We start from the raw sequence: 16863 nt of genomic DNA, 5'->3' as shown, positions 1-16863 counted from the left end.
TGGCGTCGGCCGGCCGATTGACGGCCGACGCCAATGGAGTTCAGCGTGGCCGCAGTGCTGTGACTTCGGCGTCCGTGCCCTTGGTTCGCACGTCGAACCCTACGGTCTGACCGACACGCACGCCCCGGAGCAGCGTGGGCGGCGTCGCCTTGAACGTCATCGTCATCGCCGGCCAGCCAACCGCCGGGATCGCGCCGTGCTTGATCGTGATCTTGCCACCCTTGGGGTCAATCGCGGCGACAACGCCGGTTCCTTGCCCCGTCTTCGCGGCCGGGGCGGCATGGTTCATGCCGGGCATGTTTGCCATCGACTGCGCGAGCGCTGGCCCGACGGCGAGGACGGAGGCAGCAACCAACAAGGTAGATAATGCTCTCATGACAGACTCCGTTGGTGAGAGGCGTGGGGAATGGAGGACACGCGCCGTCGCCGAAGCAGCAGATAGGCGGCGGGCAGAACGAACATCGACAAGAGCGGCGCGGTCAGCATCCCGCCAATCATCGGCGCGGCGATCCGACTCATCACCTCGGAGCCGGCGCCCGACCCGAGGAGGATCGGCAGCAGGCCGGCGAGGATCACCGCCACCGTCATCGCCTTGGGCCGGACACGCAACAGCGCGCCTTCGCGCACCGCCGCTTCGATCTCGCCAGCGTCAGGATCGGCGCCGCGCTCCTCGAGCGCGTGCTTGAGGTAGATCAGCATCACCACGCCAAACTCGGCCGAGACCCCGGCCAGCGCGATGAACCCGACTCCGGTCGCGACCGACTGATTGAAGCCGAGCAGATAGAGCATCCAGATGCCGCCGGTCAGCGCGAATGGCAGCGTGCCCATGATCAGCGCCGCTTCGTCGAACCGGCCGAAGATCAGGAACAGCAGCACGAAGATGATGAGCAGCGTGGCTGGCACTACCAGCTTGAGCTTGGCGACGGCGCGTTCGAGATATTCGAACTGGCCGGAGTAGGCGATGCTCACGCCGGGCGTCAGCCGGACCTGTTTCGCCACGGCTCGTTGCAGATCGCCGACTACCGAGGCGAGATCGCGCCCGCGCACATCGACATAGACCCAGGTCGAGGGCCGGGCATTCTCGGTCTTGAGCATCGGCGGCCCCTCGGCGATCGAGATGTTGGCCACCGTGCCGAGCGTGATTTGCTGGCCCGACGGGGTCAGGACCGGAAGCGTCCGCAGTCCTTCGAGACTGTCGCGCAGCTCGCGCGGGTACCGCACGCTGATCGGATAGCGAGCCAACCCTTCGACCGTTTCCCCGATATTCTGACCTCCAACCGCACCAGAGACGATTGCCTGCACGTCGGCGATGTTGAGCCCGAACCGGGCGGCGGCGGCCCGGTCGATGTCGACATCGACATAGCGCCCGCCAATCAGGCGCTCGGCGAGCGCCGAACTGACTCCCGGTACGGTCTTGGCAATTGTCTCGACATCATGGGCGATGCGGTCGATCTGGCCGAGATCGGCGCCCGAGACCTTGACCCCGATCGGGCTCTTGATGCCTGTCGCGAGCATGTCGATGCGATTGCGGATCGGTGGAACCCAGACATTGGCGAGGCCGGGCAGCTTCACGCTGCGGTCCAGTTCATCGACGAGGCGTTCCGGTGTCATTCCTGGCCGCCACTGATCGCGGGGCTTGAACTGGATGGTGGTCTCGAACATCTCCATCGGCGCCGGATCCGTGGCGCTTTCCGCGCGGCCGGCCTTGCCGAACACGCTTTGGACTTCGGGCACGGTCTTGATGAGGCGGTCGGTCTGCTGGAGCAGCTCGCTCGCCTTCGCCGCCGACAGACCCGGCAAAGCCGAGGGCATATAAAGCAGGTCGCCTTCGTCCATATTGGGCATGAACTCGCCGCCGAGGCGCGACAGCGGCCAGACTGTCGTCGTGAACACCAGCAAGGCGATGACCAACACCGCCTTGGGGCGCCTCAGCGTCCAGTCGATCGCCGGGCGATAGAGCGCGGTGAGCCAGCGGTTGACCGGATTGGCCTGCTCGACCGGGATGTGGCCACGGATCAACCAGCCCATCAGGATGGGAACCAGAGTCACGGACAGGATCGCGGCGCCCGCCATCGCATAGGTTTTGGTGAAGGCGAGCGGCGCGAACAGCCGGCCTTCCTGTCCCTCCAGCGTGAACACCGGCACGAACGACAGCGTAATGATCAGCAAGCTGAAGAACAAAGCTGGCCCTACCTCGGCGGCGGCGTCGGTGATCACCGACCAGCGCGTTTCGCCGACCAGCGATTCGCCGGCATGCTCATGCTCCCAGCGCTCGATCTTCTTGTGGGCGTTCTCGATCATGACCACGGCCGCATCGACCATCGCGCCGATCGCGATGGCGATGCCGCCCAAAGACATGATGTTGGCGTTGACCCCCTGGAACCGCATGACGAGGAACGCGGCCAGTACACCGAGCGGCAGCGTCAGGATCGCAACCAGCGCCGATCGGACGTGCCAAAGGAACAAGGCGCACACGATCGCGACGACGATGAACTCTTCGATCAGCTTGTGAGTGAGATTGTCCACTGCCCGGTCGATAAGCTGCGAACGGTCATAGGTGGTGACGACCTCCACGCCGGACGGCAGGCTCGCCTTCAAGGTGGCGAGCTTGTCCTTGACCGCCGCGATCGTTTCCTGCGCGTTCTTGCCCGAGCGCAGGATGACGACGCCCCCGGCGACTTCTCCTTCGCCGTTCAGCTCGGCGATGCCTCGCCGCATCTCCGGGCCGGTCTGGATGGTGGCGACATCACCGAGCGTCACCGGCACGCCGCCGGCGGCGGCGCGCAGCGGGATCGCGCGGAAATCATCGAGCGTCTTCAGATAGCCCGAAGCCCGGACCATATACTCGGCCTCGGCCATTTCCAGCACCGAGCCGCCGGCTTCCTGATTGGCCTTTTGAATGGCATCGACCGCCTGTGCGTGGGTGACGCCGTAGGCGGCGAGCTTCACCGGGTCGAGCAGCACCTGATATTGCTTGACCATGCCGCCGATGCTGGCGACCTCGGCGACGCCGGGGACGGTCTTCAGCTCGTAGCGCAAAAACCAGTCCTGCAAGGAGCGGAGCTGCGAGAGATCGTGGCGGCCGCTGCGATCGACCAGCGCATATTCATAGACCCAGCCGACCCCGGTCGCGTCCGGCCCGAGCGCGGCGGTGGCGCCTTGCGGCAACCGGCCCTGCACCTGGTTGAGATATTCGAGCACGCGGCTGCGCGCCCAATAGAGATCGGTGCCGTCCTCGAAGATCACATAGACGAAGCTGTCGCCGAAGAAGGAATAGCCTCGCACGGTCTTCGCGCCGGGCACCGAGAGCATGGTCGTGGTCAGCGGATAGGTGATCTGGTTCTCCACGATCTGCGGCGCCTGACCCGGCCAGCTCGTGCGGATGATGACCTGCGTGTCGGAGAGATCGGGCAGCGCGTCGATTGGGGTCGAGCGCAAGGCAACGAGCCCCGCAGCCAGCAGCGCGAGCGCGCCGAGGATGACGAACAGCCGGTTGGCGACCGACCAGCGGATGAGCCTGGCGATCATCGGCCTGCCACCTTGGCCATGCGCCGCACAGTCGGCCCCGCCGGCGGCTGGTCGAAGCCGAAGCGCACGCGGTCGCCGGTCTTCAACCCCTGTGCGATCGACGGCTTCGCCAGCGCAAAGGTCATCGTCATCGCCGGCCAGCCAATCGCAGGCACCGGTTCGTGGCTGAGCGTGACGGAGTTGCCGGTGATCTGCTCGATCCTGCCCGTCGTCTCGTAGAGCGCGGGCGATGGCTTTGCCGAGGCTTCTGGCGTCGTAGCGGACGTAGCGCTCCCGATCGGTCGCGCCGCGACGCCCGACAGGCTCGCCTCGGAATCGATCAGGAACTGGCCTGACGCGATGATCTTCTCGCCTTCGGACAGCCCGGCGAGGATTTCGGTGTCGTCGCCGGACTCGCGTCCAGTCTGGACCTCGGCCGGCCGGTAGCGCCCCTTGTCGAGCGCCAGCATGACCAATGTCCGCTTGCCGGTGCGGATCAGCGCCTCGGACGGCACCAGCAGCGCAGGTGTCGCGTTACCTCCGAACGAAACGGTCGCGAACATGCCAGGCTTGAGCCGGCCACCACGATTAGGCAGCTCGATCCGCACCGTGAGGGTGCGGCTTTCTGCCTGAACGTCGGGCAGGATCGCCGTGACCCGGCCGTTAAAGGTCTCGCCCGGATAGGCGGCGAGCACGGCGCGCGCGCTCTGTCCCGGCCGCAATTGCCCCGCCACCGCCTCGGGCACGGCGGCATTGAGCCACACCGTGCCGAGCCCGTTGATTTCGGCGAGCGACTGCCCGGCCATCACGCTCATGCCCGCACGGACGCCGAGCGTCTTGATCGTGCCGCCCGTAGGGGTGGAGATGGTGACGACATTGTGCGGCCGGTCCCCGCGCTCGACAGCAGCGATCGTGCCCGGCGGCATCCCAAGCAACGCGAGTCTCTGGCGCGCGGCCTGGGCAAGCACGGTGTTCCCGGTTCGGCGAACCGCCAGATATTCGGCCTGGGCGCCAGCCCAATCGGGGACGAGCAGGTCCGCGAGCGGTGCGCCGGCCCCGATCACGTCGCCCGGCGCGCGGCCATAGACCCGCTGCACGAATCCGGCGGCACGCGCTTGCACGACCGCGACATCGCGCTGGTTGAAGTTGATCGTGCCGGTGGCGGTGAGGCTGCTCGACAATGGGCCGCGCCGCACGGCGACCGTGCGTAGCCCGAGGCTTTGCGTCGCCGCTGGATCGATGCGGATGCCCGGCGCATCATTCCCGCTGCCGGCGTCGTCGGCATATTTGGGGATGAGCTGCATATCCATGAAAGGCGATTTGCCCGGTTTGTCGAAATGCTGGGCCGGCACCATCGGGTCTAACCAATAGAGCGGTTTGCGTCCGCCATTGGCGGCACCCTGGGCCGCAGGCAGCGCCCCGGTCGGATGACCGACGAGCTGGGCGATGCCGTAGCCTCCCACGCCGGCGACCAATGCTATCAGGGCGCCAGCGGCAGCAAGGCGCGACCGGGAAGAGGTGGCTTCGGTCATTGGTCGGCGCTCCGATAGGTTAGCGAAAGCCGGGCGCCATCGGCGGCGACCATGGCTTCTCGCTCAAGGGTGGTGAGGGTTGCATCGGCAAGCCCGGCGTAAGCGTCGCCAATATCGACCAGGCTGGCGCGGCCGGCGCCGTAGCTCGCCGTCTCCAGCCTGACGCGTTGCTCTGCGAGCGGCTGAAGCGTGTCGCGGGCGCGCATCCATTGCTCGTGGTGCATCACATGGTCGGCAAGATCGGCGTCGAGATCAGCGGTCAGCGCGCGGCGCGCCGCTTCGCGCTCGGCCGCGACCCGCCCGGCCTGCGCCTGGGCGGCGCTGATGTCCGCGCCCTGGCGGCGCCGGGTGAAGGTCGGAAGGCTGATGGTGACGCCGGCCGAGACATAATCGCCGAACCTCGGATCGCGGCGCTGATAGGCGAGGTTGACCCCGAAATCCGGTCGCCGGTTCGCTTCTGCGAGGCGCACATCCGCACTGGCCTTGGCGCTCTGCGCGTCGATCATGCGGATCGACGGCTGTCCATCAAGACCGGCTTTCAGTGCCACTGCGTCGATAGCGAAGTCAGGGACTGGCCCGGCGATCTGGGGGTCGGCGTCGCCCGTCCAGCGGGTAAGCGTCGCCCTGGCCCGCGCAACCTGCGACACCAGTTCGGCACGGCGGTCCTGCAACGCAGCCACAGCCTGCCGGCCGGCCAGCGTCTGTGCCGGGCGCGCATTGCCTGACGACACGGCGCTCGGCGTCGTCCCCACGACCCGATCGAGGCGCGCGAGCAGATCGTCCAGCGTTGCCAGCCGGCGTTCGGCATAAGCGAGGTTGATCCAGGCGAGCGCGGTGCCGACCTCGACATTGCGCGCCTCCAAGGCGCTATCGGCGTCAGCAGCGGCGATGTCGGTGTCGGCGCGGGCCTGCTGGGCGTGGCGCTTGGCGAGGTTGGGAAACTCCTGGGAGATGCCCACCCGCGCCATCGTGAAATCGTCGCGGCCCGGCTCGAACGCGAGCGGTCCCGAGATCGGGAAACTGTCGACCCCTACCGAGAGCGTTGGATCGGGCAGCGCGCCCGCCGCTCCGCGTGCGGAGCGCGCCGCATCCGCGCCGAGCGACCTCGCCTTGAGCGAAGGCGCAGTGGCCTGCGCTTGCTTCAACGCTCCCTCGAAGGTGAGCGGCCCTGCGAACGCGAGGCTCGGGATCGCCGCGAGCAGCGGCGCGAACAGACAAGCTCTCATGGAAATGCTCCTGATCGAAATGAGATCAGGCCGGTCGGCGCGGTACGCGATGCAAACCAGGCAAAGCCGGCGGCGTGGACGAGCCACGCCGCCGGAATCGTTGGTCCGATCGTCAGCGACGACCGGCCGGCAGGGCCTAGCCGGCCTTGCCGGGCATCATCGCCCGACATGCGGCGGCGTTGTCGCCGTGCATCATCGGGCAGTCGGTCTGCGCCATGCTGCCGGCGACCCAGACCCGCCGCGGTGCCGCGAGCGGCGCGCGCGGGCCATAGCTTGGGGCCTGACGCCATTCGTAGTGGCCGGTGGAACCATCGGCGGGGGCGGCGCTCGCAGCACCGGCGAACGAGAAGGCGGCAGCCACGGCCGCAACAACATACTTGGTCTTCATGGGAAATCTCCTGATCTGAACGGATGACGGCCGGGCACGGCGCGCGCGACGGGAGAGCCCGTGGCGAGCGAAAAGCCAGGCCGATGGAGTCAGATCAGGCGATGGGAGGTTGTATGTCGGGCGGCTGCGAGCGGCCCTGCAGCGGGTCCGCGAGGCTGGGACGCAGGATCGCGCGCCGATTGTAGGCGACGAGCGAAGGTGTCGGGTCGTTGGGCAATGCCGCGGCGATGCCCGCGCAGGAGATCATGAAGTTGAGGCAGTCGGCCGGTGTGCAGCCCTTGTGCTTGCCGCTCTTGGTCGCTTTGTTTGGTGCGGCCTGCTCCATCATCTTCATGCAGTCGGCCATGTCCATCGACATGTGCGCCGATTGCATCGGGTCCGGCCCGTGTGCGGCATAGGCAGCACTCTGCCCCGTCACGCCGAGCAGCGCGATCGCTAGCAACAGGGAGATGAGTCGGCGGACCATGCGCGTGACGTGCCTCTACTTGGCTCTCGAAGTCAACGTGAACCGGTTTACGCCGGCAGAGGCGGTTAGGTTACCGCCCGGCTAGAATATTCAAGCTTCGGCCGCGACGCGTGGAACGACCGTCATATTGCCCGGCCTAAAATGCGCCCGTCCTGCCGACAGCCGTTCGGCCGCGACCCCGAAAAGATGCTATCGTCACCGTCATGACCCCGCGTGTGCGCAGCGGAGGCACGATCCATGGTGACGATCATCCGGGCGGGTGCAGGTGAGGCGGGCATTCCGGTCGGCTTCCCAATCCTGTTTGACGCGGGGATGGCGATCATTGAACCGGCGTTTGTCTGGCTCATGGAACACGCCGAACTGAGTGGCCGCGCGCGGGCCTCTGAAACCGTCCGGACCTATGGCGAGCATCTCCACGACTGGTTCGACTCGCTCGAACAATCGGGGATCGAATGGCGCGATGCCGACGAGCGTGTCATTGCTGCATACCGCAACCGGATGCTGGAGAATCCCAGCACGCATACCGGGCGGCCCTATGCCCGGACCACGATCAATGCGCGCGTCTCGACCGTCTGCCGCTTCTACGGTTGGGCGCTCGACCGCGGGCTGATCGACCATTGCCCGTTCCGGTTGACCGAGAAGATGACGCTGCTGCTTGACGGTGCCTATCGCCCAGGCTTGCAGCGACGCCAGGTCAACGAACTCATCGTTTCGCGCCCCGAAAAGCTCCCACGGCCGCTGCGCGCCGACGAGCTGGCGCAGCTGTTCGCGCATCTGAGGCCCACCACGCGACTTGCCGCGCAATGGGCGCTCGGAGCGGGTCTGCGCCGCAAGGAACTTTGCGCGCTTGCCGTCGACCAGATCCCTGATAGCTGGCCACTCGACCTCGGCAGCGACCCGCTGGTTGGCGTGCCGCTGCATATCACCAAAGGCGACCGGCCAAGGACGGTCTATCCGCCGCTTCGGCTGCTCGATCACACGCATTGGCATATCGGCGAGGAACGCGCCCGGATCGTCCGCCGTATCCGCCGTTCCGACCGAAGCTACCGCGCGCCGTCCAATCTCCTGCTAAACGAGCATGGACGGGCCATGACGCGCAAGCTCCTGACCGGGCAGCTCGCAGCAGCGTTCGCCGCCGCGGGACTGCACGGCACATTGCACTGGCTGCGGCATACTTTCGCGATGGCGATGCTAACCCGCCTTCAGGTCCAGGCGCGCACCAATCCCGATCTCAATCCGCTCAAGGTCGTGCAGGTGCTGCTCGGCCACGCTTCAATCACGACGACGGCGATCTATCTGCGTTGCGTTGAGCTGCACGAGCGCGACCTGAGCGAGAGCCTGGCCTATCTCTATGGCGAGCTGGTTCCGGCCGATGGTTAGGAGCCACCTCGATCGGACGCTTCGGGTCGAACCGACGCCGGCGGACCATCCGGCAGAGGTCGCCGAAATCCAGTTCCGCGACGAATGGGGCAGCATCGTTCAACGCTTCGACCCGGCTCTGTTCGGAATGCCGGAGGACATCAGCGCAGCTATCTCGCGCGCCTTTCGCGATCATGACGTGGCCTCCAGCGCCGCCACCCGTACCGCGCGTTGGTTCGCACTGCGGGTGTTCGGCAGATTCCTGTGCGAAGATGCGCGTGTCAGGGACGCGGTCGACCTCGATACAGCGACGATCCGCCGGTTCATTACTTGGCTGGCGAAGCCTGCCAACGGGCGCACGCGGGGAGTAAAATCGCAATCCAGTCAGCTCGGTATGATCCGGCCGAACCTCAAGCGCGCGAACGCTGACAATCCGGGCTTGTTCGCACCGGGCTTCGCCGTTCCCAACAATCCGATCCCGCTCGCCGGCGTCCAGCGGCTACCGCAAGACAGGCTGACACCCGCCGCAATGCGCGCGCTGTTGGCAGTCTGCTATGCCGAGATCGAGACGGCCTGGGACAAGTTCCAGCACGGGCAAACCATCGTCGCTCTTCCGAACTTGCCGCTCCATGGTGGCCGGACCGCCGAACGGGATCGCTGGATCTGGAAGCTCCACCGCCTCGGCCACGGCGTCATGCCGCCTGCCCGAGGCTCGGACCTTAGCAAGCCCGATCGGCAGCGGATCGCCGAAGTGGGCGGGTTCCGCGAGCTTGAAGGCTACCTCCACCTTACGACCGACACGCTGGTTGCGTTCTATATCGTGCTGCTGATCCAGACTGCGGCAAATGCCGGCCCGCTGCGTCAGATCAAGCGGGACTGCCTGGTTCCCCATCCGCTCGAACGTCACCGCATCATGGTAGAGTGGGTAAAGCCGCGCGCCGGCGGCAAGGTGAAACGCATGCAGCGACGGTCGTTCGACAATCGCCGACCCTATGCGGCGCCCCGCCTGATAGAGAAGCTCCTTGCGATGACGGCCCCCCTGCTGCCGCATGTGGAGCCATCGAGGCGCGATCGGTTGTTCCTGCATCGCTTCCTCATGACGACTGGCCGTCTCGAGCGTGATCATCACGCCGGCCATATCGTCCAGGCCACGTTGCGATCGGCAATGTTGCGCTTCTACGAGCGCCAGAATGCTACAATCGCCTCGTGGAACGAAGCGCATCCCGAAAAGCCTCGTGCGCTGCTCCCCGACTTCTCGCCCAAGCTGTTCCGCAGCAGCATGGCAAGTGCCCATTATACGGCATCGCAGGGCGACATTATGGTGGCCAAGGCGGTCCTTAATCATGCGAGTGTCGTCACCACCGATATCTATGTCGACGGCGATGCCGTTCGCCGCCTCGAGCGCGATACGATCGCCCGACTTCAGACGCTGATGATTACTTGGGTTCGCGGCGAGGCAGGCCCCAATCAGCCGCAAAATAGAGGACCGGATACCGGTGCCCCTGTGTCGGCGCTATTCGGCCACGACTGCCTTCGCCCGACTGACAGCGGACATGCCCATCCCGGCCGCGTGTGCCCGAAGCTGGGAGGCTGCCTCGCTCGTCCCGGCCTGATCGTCCCGATCGACCCGGCTCATCTGGCGCGGATCGTCCAGGCCACACGGCACCTTGAAGCGGCGCGGGAGCGGATCGACCCGATCCGGTTCGGCCTCTTCTACGCTCCCAGCCTTCAGGTACTGACGCAAGACCTGCTGCCGGCGTTCCCGCCCGAAATGATGCCGGACGCGGAACGGCTCATGTTTGCCCTGCCTCCGCTGCCGGACCTGGAATAGCCTCATGGCCTCAGTCCCGAAATCCACGCCCACCCAGGTTCCGGCTCCATTGCTCGGTAATGAAGGCGTGGCCGCCGCTATGACGTTCAGCTGGGGGTTCGAGATGCCGGACGGAAGCCGGTTTACCAGCGATCGGTGGACGCCACTCCGGCATGCGGCCGAACTGTTCCTGCTCTCGCTGCGGAACGATCCACCCGAAGGGCGAATGCCGCTCCGGAAGGAGACCATCTACGGCCACTTCGGTAACATCCGCTTCCTTGTGCGATGGATGGCGACCGAGAACGTCCGATGCTTCAGCGAACTCGACAGGGATACCGTCGATCGGTTCGTGGCGATGCTCCGCGCCCGTCGCGGCAGGAACGGCGCATTACTTTCGATCAGCACCGCCGAAGGCCATCTCGGAACGATCCGCACCTTCCATATGCAGCGCGACAAGCTGGACGACGCACCATCGGCGCCGCCGCCTAGCGCCGCCTCGGTCGGGAAGCGTCACTGGAAACCCTATGGCGGCCATCCCTGCACCCCTGACGAGATCGCCGTGACGCTCATCAGCGGGGCTATCGAGCTGCTCGGCGATCCTGCGGACCAGATAATCGCGCTGCGCGACCGTCTCGCAGACCTATACGCCCAGCTCCGACCGCGCACCCGGGACGAATGCTGCACTGGCATGTCAGACGCGCCATGCTGGCCGAGCCGTGCCCCTGCGCGGATCGGTATCCGAATCCAGAATGGCCGCTGCGCCGCCTGGCGTTCATGCTGGACCGGCTCGGCGATGCCTGCTTCGTCGTCATCGCCTATCTCGTTGGCGCGAGAGCCTCCGAGATCCTTAGACTTGCGGAGGGTTGTCTCGAACGGCGCGCGGCCGACGGAGACGGCGAGGAACATGTCTATCTGGTCGGCGCGATCACGAAGACGTCGCTGACGGAACATGGCGACATCCACCGCTGGCTCGCACCGGAGCCGGTCCAGCGGGCGATCCACATCCTCGAACTCCTCTCTGCTCCGCTTCGCGAACTCAGCGGCAAGAAGAATCTTTGGCTCCATCAACTCGGTTATGGGCGTTCGCCGCTCCCAACGACGATGCCGGTCGAGCACCTGACCTCCTCCATGGTCAATGTTCGCTTGAACGAGCGGCTTGCGCCGTTCCTCGCCTTGCCGGACCATCAGGGGGGCGTCTGGCGCCTCACCACCTATCAGGGACGCAAGACGTTCTCGCGATTTATCGGGCGGCGCGACCGCACGGGCCTGACGGCGCTGCAACGCCATCTCGGCCACGTCCACCGCGCGATGACCGACCGGGCCTATGTCGGCACCGACTTCGAGCTTGCCGAGCTGATCGACGACCAGGCCGCCGAAGAAACCCGCAAAGCGCTGGAAGACCTGCTTCTGGCCCCGCAGGTTGCCGGGAAGGCAGGCGTCATGCTCTCCGAACGGTCGCCGTTCCGCGGACGCACGCGCTCGGGTGATGTCGATGCCTATATCGCCGGAATCCTTGCCGAAACCGATATGCGTCTCGGCGTCTGCGACTGGGGCTACTGCCTCTACCGCCGGGAGACCTCCGCTTGCCACGGTGGCGAACGCGAGCCGAACCCGGTGCTTCGCACGCAAAGCACCTGCTCGACTTGCGCCAACTTCGCCGTGACCGACCGGCATAGGCCGGTCTGGGAAGCGCGCCTTGAACGCAACACCGCACTGACCCAACGCGATGACCTCGATACCGAAAGCCGTGCGCTTGCCGAAGCCCGCATCCTGGAATCTCGCCGTATCCTCGACCATCTCGACAAAGGAAATGCCGGTGACGTCTGAAGCTGACCTATCGACCCCGCAGGCGCGCCGACGGGCAAATACCGATGCACGCCTGCGCGAAGCCCTTGGTATCCTCACCAGCAATTCGTCCACCGCACCAACGGTCGCCGCACTGGCACGAGCAGCCGGCGTCGGCCGCAACATCATCTACACTCACCATGGCGGTGTTCTCGACGCACTGCGCGAACTTCAGTCGCAGCGTGAGAGCGCCGCTGAAGCGGCCGCCGGCAAGGCCGATCGCAGTCGCTCTGCCCTTCGCGACACGGAGGCCAGGAACATCGCCCTCGCGACACATAACGCTAGCCTACTGAAACGCGCTGTCGAAGCCGAGCAGCAGGCGGAACGGCTCGAACGCCGCAATGCGCAGCTCGTGCAGAAACTCGATCGGATGCGCCGGCCCGTTCAGATCCACTCCAACATCGAAGCGCCCGATCCTCCCGCCGCCTGAAAGCGTACCCCGAAATTGGGTCACTTGAAACGCGTGAAAAGAACGAGTCAGCGGCCGCGTGAACCCAAAGAGCTGGCGGAGACCGGCCTCATCTCTTCCACTTGCCGTCCAACGCTTTCGCCGCAATCTTGCGACCGTCAGGTTCACGAGTGTCGATGCGGCGTGTCCTCGCAAGGCTCGGTTGCTGCCTCCGTCTGGATCGTACAATGCTCGATTCCGAAGCGGCGATCGAGCGTATCCGTAACCGCCCTTCTGACCGCATCGGCGTCGGCGCCCTCTTGGAGGGTAACGTGCACCGTGCAGGTTACATCATCCGACGACATCGACCAGACATGGAGGTCATGCACGCTGGCAACGCCAGGGACCCCGGCGATCCTGGCGCGCAGCTCGGGCAGCTTGATCCCTCCGGGGACGCCTTCCAGCAGGACGTTGGTCGTATCGCGGAGCAGCACCCAGGTCCTTGGCAGTACCCATAGCCCGATGCCCACTGCGACGATCGGATCGACCCATGTCCACCCCGTGAAGCGGATCGCAACCGCGCCCGCGATCACGCCGATCGAGCCGATCATGTCCGCCCATACTTCGAGATAGGCACCCTTGACGTTCATGCTGGCGTCCTTGCCCGACGTCAGCAGCTTCATGGATACGAGGTTCACCACGAGCCCGATCGCAGCGACGATCATCATGCCGGTCGACTGGACGGCTTCGGGCTGACGGAAGCGCTGGATGGCCTCCACCAGCACGTAGATCGCGACCGCGAACAGCAGCAGCGCGTTGAAGGCCGCGGCAAGGATCTCGAACCTCTTGTAACCGAACGTCCGCTTGTCGTCGGCCGGCTTCTGGCCGAACCGGATCGCCATCAGCGCGATCACCAGTGCGGCGACATCGGTCAGCATGTGCGCCGCGTCGGACAGCAAAGCGAGGCTGTTGAAGACGAACGCGCCGACGACTTCGGCAACGAGATAGGCAGTGGTCAGCGCCAGCGCCCACCCCAGCATCTTGGCGTTGGCCCCGGCGGTATGATCGTGGGCGTGTCCGCCCGCTGCATGGTCGTGCATCGTCTGGTCTTTCAATGTGCCGGAGCGGGGAGGGGAGGCAGTTCGAGATGGTCACTCGACGGTGCCGGCAGCGTGCGCGTGCCAAAGCGCGCGTAGAGCGTCGGCAGCACGAACAAGGTCAGCAGCGTCGCCGAGATCAGGCCGCCGATGACGACAGTGGCGAGGGGTTTCTGCACCTCGGCGCCGGCACCGTGTCCTAGCGCCATCGGCACAAAGCCGAGCGAAGCGACGAGCGCGGTCATCGCCACCGGCCTGAGCCTGGCGAGTGCCCCTTGGTGCGCCGCCACGGCCCGATCCACGCCAGCACACATCAGGTCGTGGATGGAAGACACCATGACCAGCCCGTTGAGGACGGCGATACCCGACAGCGCGATGAAGCCTACGGCCGCGGAAATGGAGAACGGCATCCCACGCAGCACCAGCGCCAGCACACCGCCCACCAGCGCCAGCGGCACGCCTGTGAACACGATCAGCGCATCGCGCACCGAACCGAGCGCTCCGTAGAGCAACAGCATGATGACGGCGAAGCAGATCGGCACCACGATGGCGAGCCGGTCCCGCGCTGACGCCAGGTTCTCGAACTGTCCGCCCCATTCGAGATAGGTACCGGCAGGCAGTTTCACCTGGGCGTCGATCGCGGCGCGCGCGTCGGCGACGACGCCCGCCACGTCACGGTCGCGGACGTTCGCCTGCACCACGACACGCCGCTTCCCGTTCTCGCGGCTGATTTGGTTGGGGCCGTCGACCACGGCGATATCCGCAACCGTCGACAGCGGCACGAAACCGCCGCTGGCGGTCGGCACGGGCACCTGCGCGACCGCGGTCAGGTCGGACCGTGCGCTTTCCGCCATCCGGATCACGACGGGAAAGCGTCGATCTCCCTCGAAGATGACGCCCGCCTGTCGTCCTCCGATCGCCGCGGCGACCGTGTCCTGCACGTCGCCAGCCGTCACCCCGACCCGCGACATGGCGGTGCGGTTGGGGCGGATATCAAGCATCGGTAGCCCCTCGGTCTGCTCGACCCGCACGTCTGCCGCGCCGCGCGTCCGGCGCAGGATGCCGGCAATGCGTTCAGCGGTCGCGTTCATCTCGCCGAAGTCGTCGCCGAACACCTTGATCGCGATGTCGCCGCGCACGCCCGCGATCAGCTCGTTGAAGCGCATCTGGATGGGCTGGGTGATCTCATAGGCGTTGCCCGGCAGAGTGGAGAGACGCTTTTCCAACTGCTCGACCAGTGCCTCCTTGGACAGGCCGGGGTCCGGCCATTCCTTCTTGGGTTTGAGGATGACGAACGTGTCGGTCGCATTCGCCGGCATCGGATCGGACGCAATCTCCGACGTGCCGGTGCGCGAGAAGGCGAACCGGACCTCAGGTGCCTTGGCGAGCGCCTTTTCGACCTGGAACTGCATGGCCTGGCTCTGGTCGACCGACGTGCCGGGGATACGGACGGCCTGGACGAGGATGTTGCCTTCATCGAGCTGGGGCAGGAACTCCTGTCCCAGGGTGGTGAAGGCGACGCCGGCGAGCGCCAGCGCGCCGATCGCGACGCCGATCGTCAGGCTCGGACGGCGCATGGCCGCGTCGAGCCCCGGTTCGTAGCGCTGCCGCAGGAACGCCACGACCCGGCTTTCCTTCTCATTCACTTTCTTGCTGAGCCAGATGGCGATGGCTGCGGGTACGAAGGTCAGCGACAGGATGAAGGCGAAGACGAGCGCGATGATGACGGTCAGCGCCATCGGCTCGAACATCTTGCCCTCGACGCCGGTGAAGGTGAGGAGCGGCGCATAGACGAGGATGATGATCGCCTGCCCGTAGACCGATGGGCGGATCATCTCGCGCGCGGACGCAGCGACCAACCCGAGCCGCTGTTGCATCGTCAGCTCGCCCTCGCGACCATGCTGCGCCTCGGCAAGGCGGCGCAGCGCGTTCTCGACGATGATGACGGCACCATCGACGATCAGGCCGAAGTCGAGCGCGCCGAGACTCATCAAATTGGCGGACACGCCGGCTTCCAACATACCGATGCTGGTGAGCAGCATCGTGATGGGGATGACGAACGCGGCGATCAGCGCCGCCCGGAAATTGCCGAGCAGCGCGAACAGAACGACGATGACCAGAATTGCGCCTTCGGCGAGGTTGCGGGCGACCGTGGAAATGGTGGAGTTCACCAGTTCGGTCCGGTTCATGACCGGCTTCACCACCACGTCGACCGGCAGCGAACGGCCGATCTGCGTCAGCCGCTCGGCGACGCCCGTCGACACGGTGCGACTGTTCTCACCGATCCGCATGACCGCGGTCCCGACCACGACCTCATGACCGTTTTCGGATGCCGAGCCCATGCGGAGCGCCTGCCCGGTACGAACGGTCGCGATCTGGTTGAGCAGGATCGGTACGCCCTCGCGGGTGGCGACAACGGTCCTGGCCAGCTCGTCGGCATTGCGCACGCGCCCATCGGAACGAACGGCAAGCCCTTCGCCGTTCCGGTCGACGACGCCCGCACCGGCGCTCGTGTTGTTGCGGTCGAGCGCGCTCGAGAGGTCCTGCAGCGTGAGGCGCATCGCCGCCATCCGCTGCACGTCGGGGACGACGAGATATTCCTTGGTGTAGCCGCCAAGGGAATCGACGCCGGCGAGACCCGCCGTGCTCTTCAACTGTGGCGTGACGATCCAGTCCTGCACGGTGCGCAGGTAGGTCGCCTTGTCGGCGTCGCTGACGAGGTGATCGCCTTCGGGCGTGATGTAGCTGCCGTCGCGTTGCAGGCCGGGTTCGCCGTTGCGGTGCCGGGTCTGATCGAGTTCGCGATATTCGACCGTCCACATGAAGATGTCGCCGAGCCCGGTCGCGATCGGTCCCATCTCCGGGTTTACGCCCTGGGGCAGGTCTTCCTCGGCGGTGCGCAGGCGCTCCGCGACCTGCGCGCGTGCGAAATAGATATCGGTCTTGGCAGAGAAGACCGCCGTGACCTGGGCAAAGCCGTTGCGACTGAGCGACCGGGTGTATTCAAGGCCGGGAATGCCGGCGAGCGCCGTCTCGACGGTGAAGGCGACCTGCTTTTCGATCTGGTCAGGTGAGAGGGCAGGGGCGACGACGTTGATCTGCACCTGGTTGTTGGTGATGTCGGGCACCGCGTCGATCGGGAGCTGACGCAGCGCGCCGATCCCGATCGACGCTGCAGCAACGGTGAAAAGCAGGACGAGCCAACGCTTCTCGACGGAGAGGGTGACGATGCGACCGATCATGGC

The 16863-nt window shown here is 65.9% G+C and carries 12 protein-coding genes; 4 read left to right on the top strand and 8 right to left on the bottom strand.

The genetic code is table 11. The annotated features are described in order from the left end of the window. Positions 1–40: 40 nt before the first annotated feature. The 6 genes from J0A91_RS23745 to J0A91_RS23720 all read right to left on the bottom strand — a co-directional run bounded on the left by J0A91_RS23745 (position 41) and on the right by J0A91_RS23720 (position 7119). Positions 41–376, bottom strand: a complete 336-nt coding sequence (locus J0A91_RS23745) for a copper-binding protein (RefSeq protein ID WP_069207690.1) — start codon at positions 374–376, stop codon at positions 41–43. Beyond that, positions 373–3528 (bottom strand): efflux RND transporter permease subunit, encoded by a 3156-nt coding sequence (locus J0A91_RS23740; protein ID WP_069207689.1) that lies wholly within the window; start codon positions 3526–3528, stop codon positions 373–375. The genes J0A91_RS23745 and J0A91_RS23740 overlap by 4 nt, the downstream gene beginning before the upstream one ends. Beyond that, positions 3525–5039, bottom strand: a complete 1515-nt coding sequence (locus tag J0A91_RS23735; RefSeq protein ID WP_069207688.1) for an efflux RND transporter periplasmic adaptor subunit — start codon at positions 5037–5039, stop codon at positions 3525–3527. The genes J0A91_RS23740 and J0A91_RS23735 overlap by 4 nt, the downstream gene beginning before the upstream one ends. Continuing rightward, positions 5036–6265, bottom strand: a complete 1230-nt coding sequence (locus J0A91_RS23730) for a TolC family protein (protein ID WP_069207687.1) — start codon at positions 6263–6265, stop codon at positions 5036–5038. Before J0A91_RS23730 ends, J0A91_RS23735 begins: the two co-directional genes overlap by 4 nt. Positions 6266–6401: 136 nt before the next feature. Beyond that, positions 6402–6653, bottom strand: a complete 252-nt coding sequence (locus tag J0A91_RS23725) for a hypothetical protein (RefSeq protein WP_069207686.1) — start codon at positions 6651–6653, stop codon at positions 6402–6404. A 94-nt stretch (positions 6654–6747) separates the two neighbouring features. Then, on the bottom strand, positions 6748–7119 hold the full coding sequence (locus J0A91_RS23720) for a hypothetical protein (RefSeq protein WP_069207685.1): 372 nt from the start codon (positions 7117–7119) through the stop codon (positions 6748–6750). Between the two features lie 237 nt (positions 7120–7356). Here J0A91_RS23720 and J0A91_RS23715 point away from each other — a divergent pair, with 237 nt between their 5' ends. The 4 genes from J0A91_RS23715 to J0A91_RS23700 all read left to right on the top strand — a co-directional run bounded on the left by J0A91_RS23715 (position 7357) and on the right by J0A91_RS23700 (position 12563). After that, the gene (locus J0A91_RS23715; protein ID WP_069207684.1) at positions 7357–8499 is read left to right on the top strand and encodes a tyrosine-type recombinase/integrase; all 1143 of its coding nucleotides are present in this window, start codon (positions 7357–7359) and stop codon (positions 8497–8499) included. After that, positions 8471–10309 carry a site-specific integrase gene (locus J0A91_RS23710; protein WP_240502339.1) on the top strand — a complete coding sequence of 613 codons (1839 nt, stop codon included), beginning with the start codon at positions 8471–8473 and terminating at the stop codon, positions 10307–10309. The genes J0A91_RS23715 and J0A91_RS23710 overlap by 29 nt, the downstream gene beginning before the upstream one ends. Positions 10310–10990: 681 nt before the next feature. Then, positions 10991–12115, top strand: a complete 1125-nt coding sequence (locus J0A91_RS24985) for a site-specific integrase (RefSeq protein WP_240502338.1) — start codon at positions 10991–10993, stop codon at positions 12113–12115. Next, positions 12099–12563, top strand: coding sequence for a hypothetical protein (locus J0A91_RS23700; RefSeq protein ID WP_240502337.1), 465 nt, complete (start codon positions 12099–12101; stop codon positions 12561–12563). The genes J0A91_RS24985 and J0A91_RS23700 overlap by 17 nt, the downstream gene beginning before the upstream one ends. 143 nt (positions 12564–12706) lie before the next feature. Here J0A91_RS23700 and J0A91_RS23695 read toward each other — a convergent pair whose 3' ends face one another. Then, complete coding sequence (locus J0A91_RS23695; protein ID WP_069207863.1) at positions 12707–13621, bottom strand: cation diffusion facilitator family transporter; 915 nt, start codon at positions 13619–13621, stop codon at positions 12707–12709. A gap of 11 nt (positions 13622–13632) precedes the next feature. Next, positions 13633–16860 carry an efflux RND transporter permease subunit gene (locus tag J0A91_RS23690; protein ID WP_069207682.1) on the bottom strand — a complete coding sequence of 1076 codons (3228 nt, stop codon included), beginning with the start codon at positions 16858–16860 and terminating at the stop codon, positions 13633–13635. Positions 16861–16863 lie beyond the last annotated feature (3 nt).

The sequence above is a fragment of the Sphingomonas panacis genome (genome assembly GCF_001717955.1).
Classification (GTDB): Bacteria; Pseudomonadota; Alphaproteobacteria; order Sphingomonadales; family Sphingomonadaceae; genus Sphingomonas; species Sphingomonas panacis.
The sequence above is the reverse complement of the archived record's forward strand: the minus strand, read 5'-3'. Positions and strand labels throughout refer to the sequence as shown.

Excerpts from the sequence above, each read along its gene's own strand:
- J0A91_RS23745 (WP_069207690.1), bottom strand. The coding sequence starts at position 376 with ATGAGAGCATTATCTACCTTGTTGGTTGCTGCCTCCGTCCTCGCCGTC.
- J0A91_RS23740 (WP_069207689.1), bottom strand. The coding sequence starts at position 3,528 with ATGATCGCCAGGCTCATCCGCTGGTCGGTCGCCAACCGGCTGTTCGTC.
- J0A91_RS23735 (WP_069207688.1), bottom strand. The coding sequence starts at position 5,039 with ATGACCGAAGCCACCTCTTCCCGGTCGCGCCTTGCTGCCGCTGGCGCC.
- J0A91_RS23730 (WP_069207687.1), bottom strand. The coding sequence starts at position 6,265 with ATGAGAGCTTGTCTGTTCGCGCCGCTGCTCGCGGCGATCCCGAGCCTC.
- J0A91_RS23725 (WP_069207686.1), bottom strand. The coding sequence starts at position 6,653 with ATGAAGACCAAGTATGTTGTTGCGGCCGTGGCTGCCGCCTTCTCGTTC.
- J0A91_RS23720 (WP_069207685.1), bottom strand. The coding sequence starts at position 7,119 with ATGGTCCGCCGACTCATCTCCCTGTTGCTAGCGATCGCGCTGCTCGGC.
- J0A91_RS23715 (WP_069207684.1), top strand. The coding sequence starts at position 7,357 with ATGGTGACGATCATCCGGGCGGGTGCAGGTGAGGCGGGCATTCCGGTC.
- J0A91_RS23710 (WP_240502339.1), top strand. The coding sequence starts at position 8,471 with ATGGCGAGCTGGTTCCGGCCGATGGTTAGGAGCCACCTCGATCGGACG.
- J0A91_RS24985 (WP_240502338.1), top strand. The coding sequence starts at position 10,991 with ATGCTGGCCGAGCCGTGCCCCTGCGCGGATCGGTATCCGAATCCAGAA.
- J0A91_RS23700 (WP_240502337.1), top strand. The coding sequence starts at position 12,099 with ATGCCGGTGACGTCTGAAGCTGACCTATCGACCCCGCAGGCGCGCCGA.
- J0A91_RS23695 (WP_069207863.1), bottom strand. The coding sequence starts at position 13,621 with ATGCACGACCATGCAGCGGGCGGACACGCCCACGATCATACCGCCGGG.
- J0A91_RS23690 (WP_069207682.1), bottom strand. The coding sequence starts at position 16,860 with ATGATCGGTCGCATCGTCACCCTCTCCGTCGAGAAGCGTTGGCTCGTC.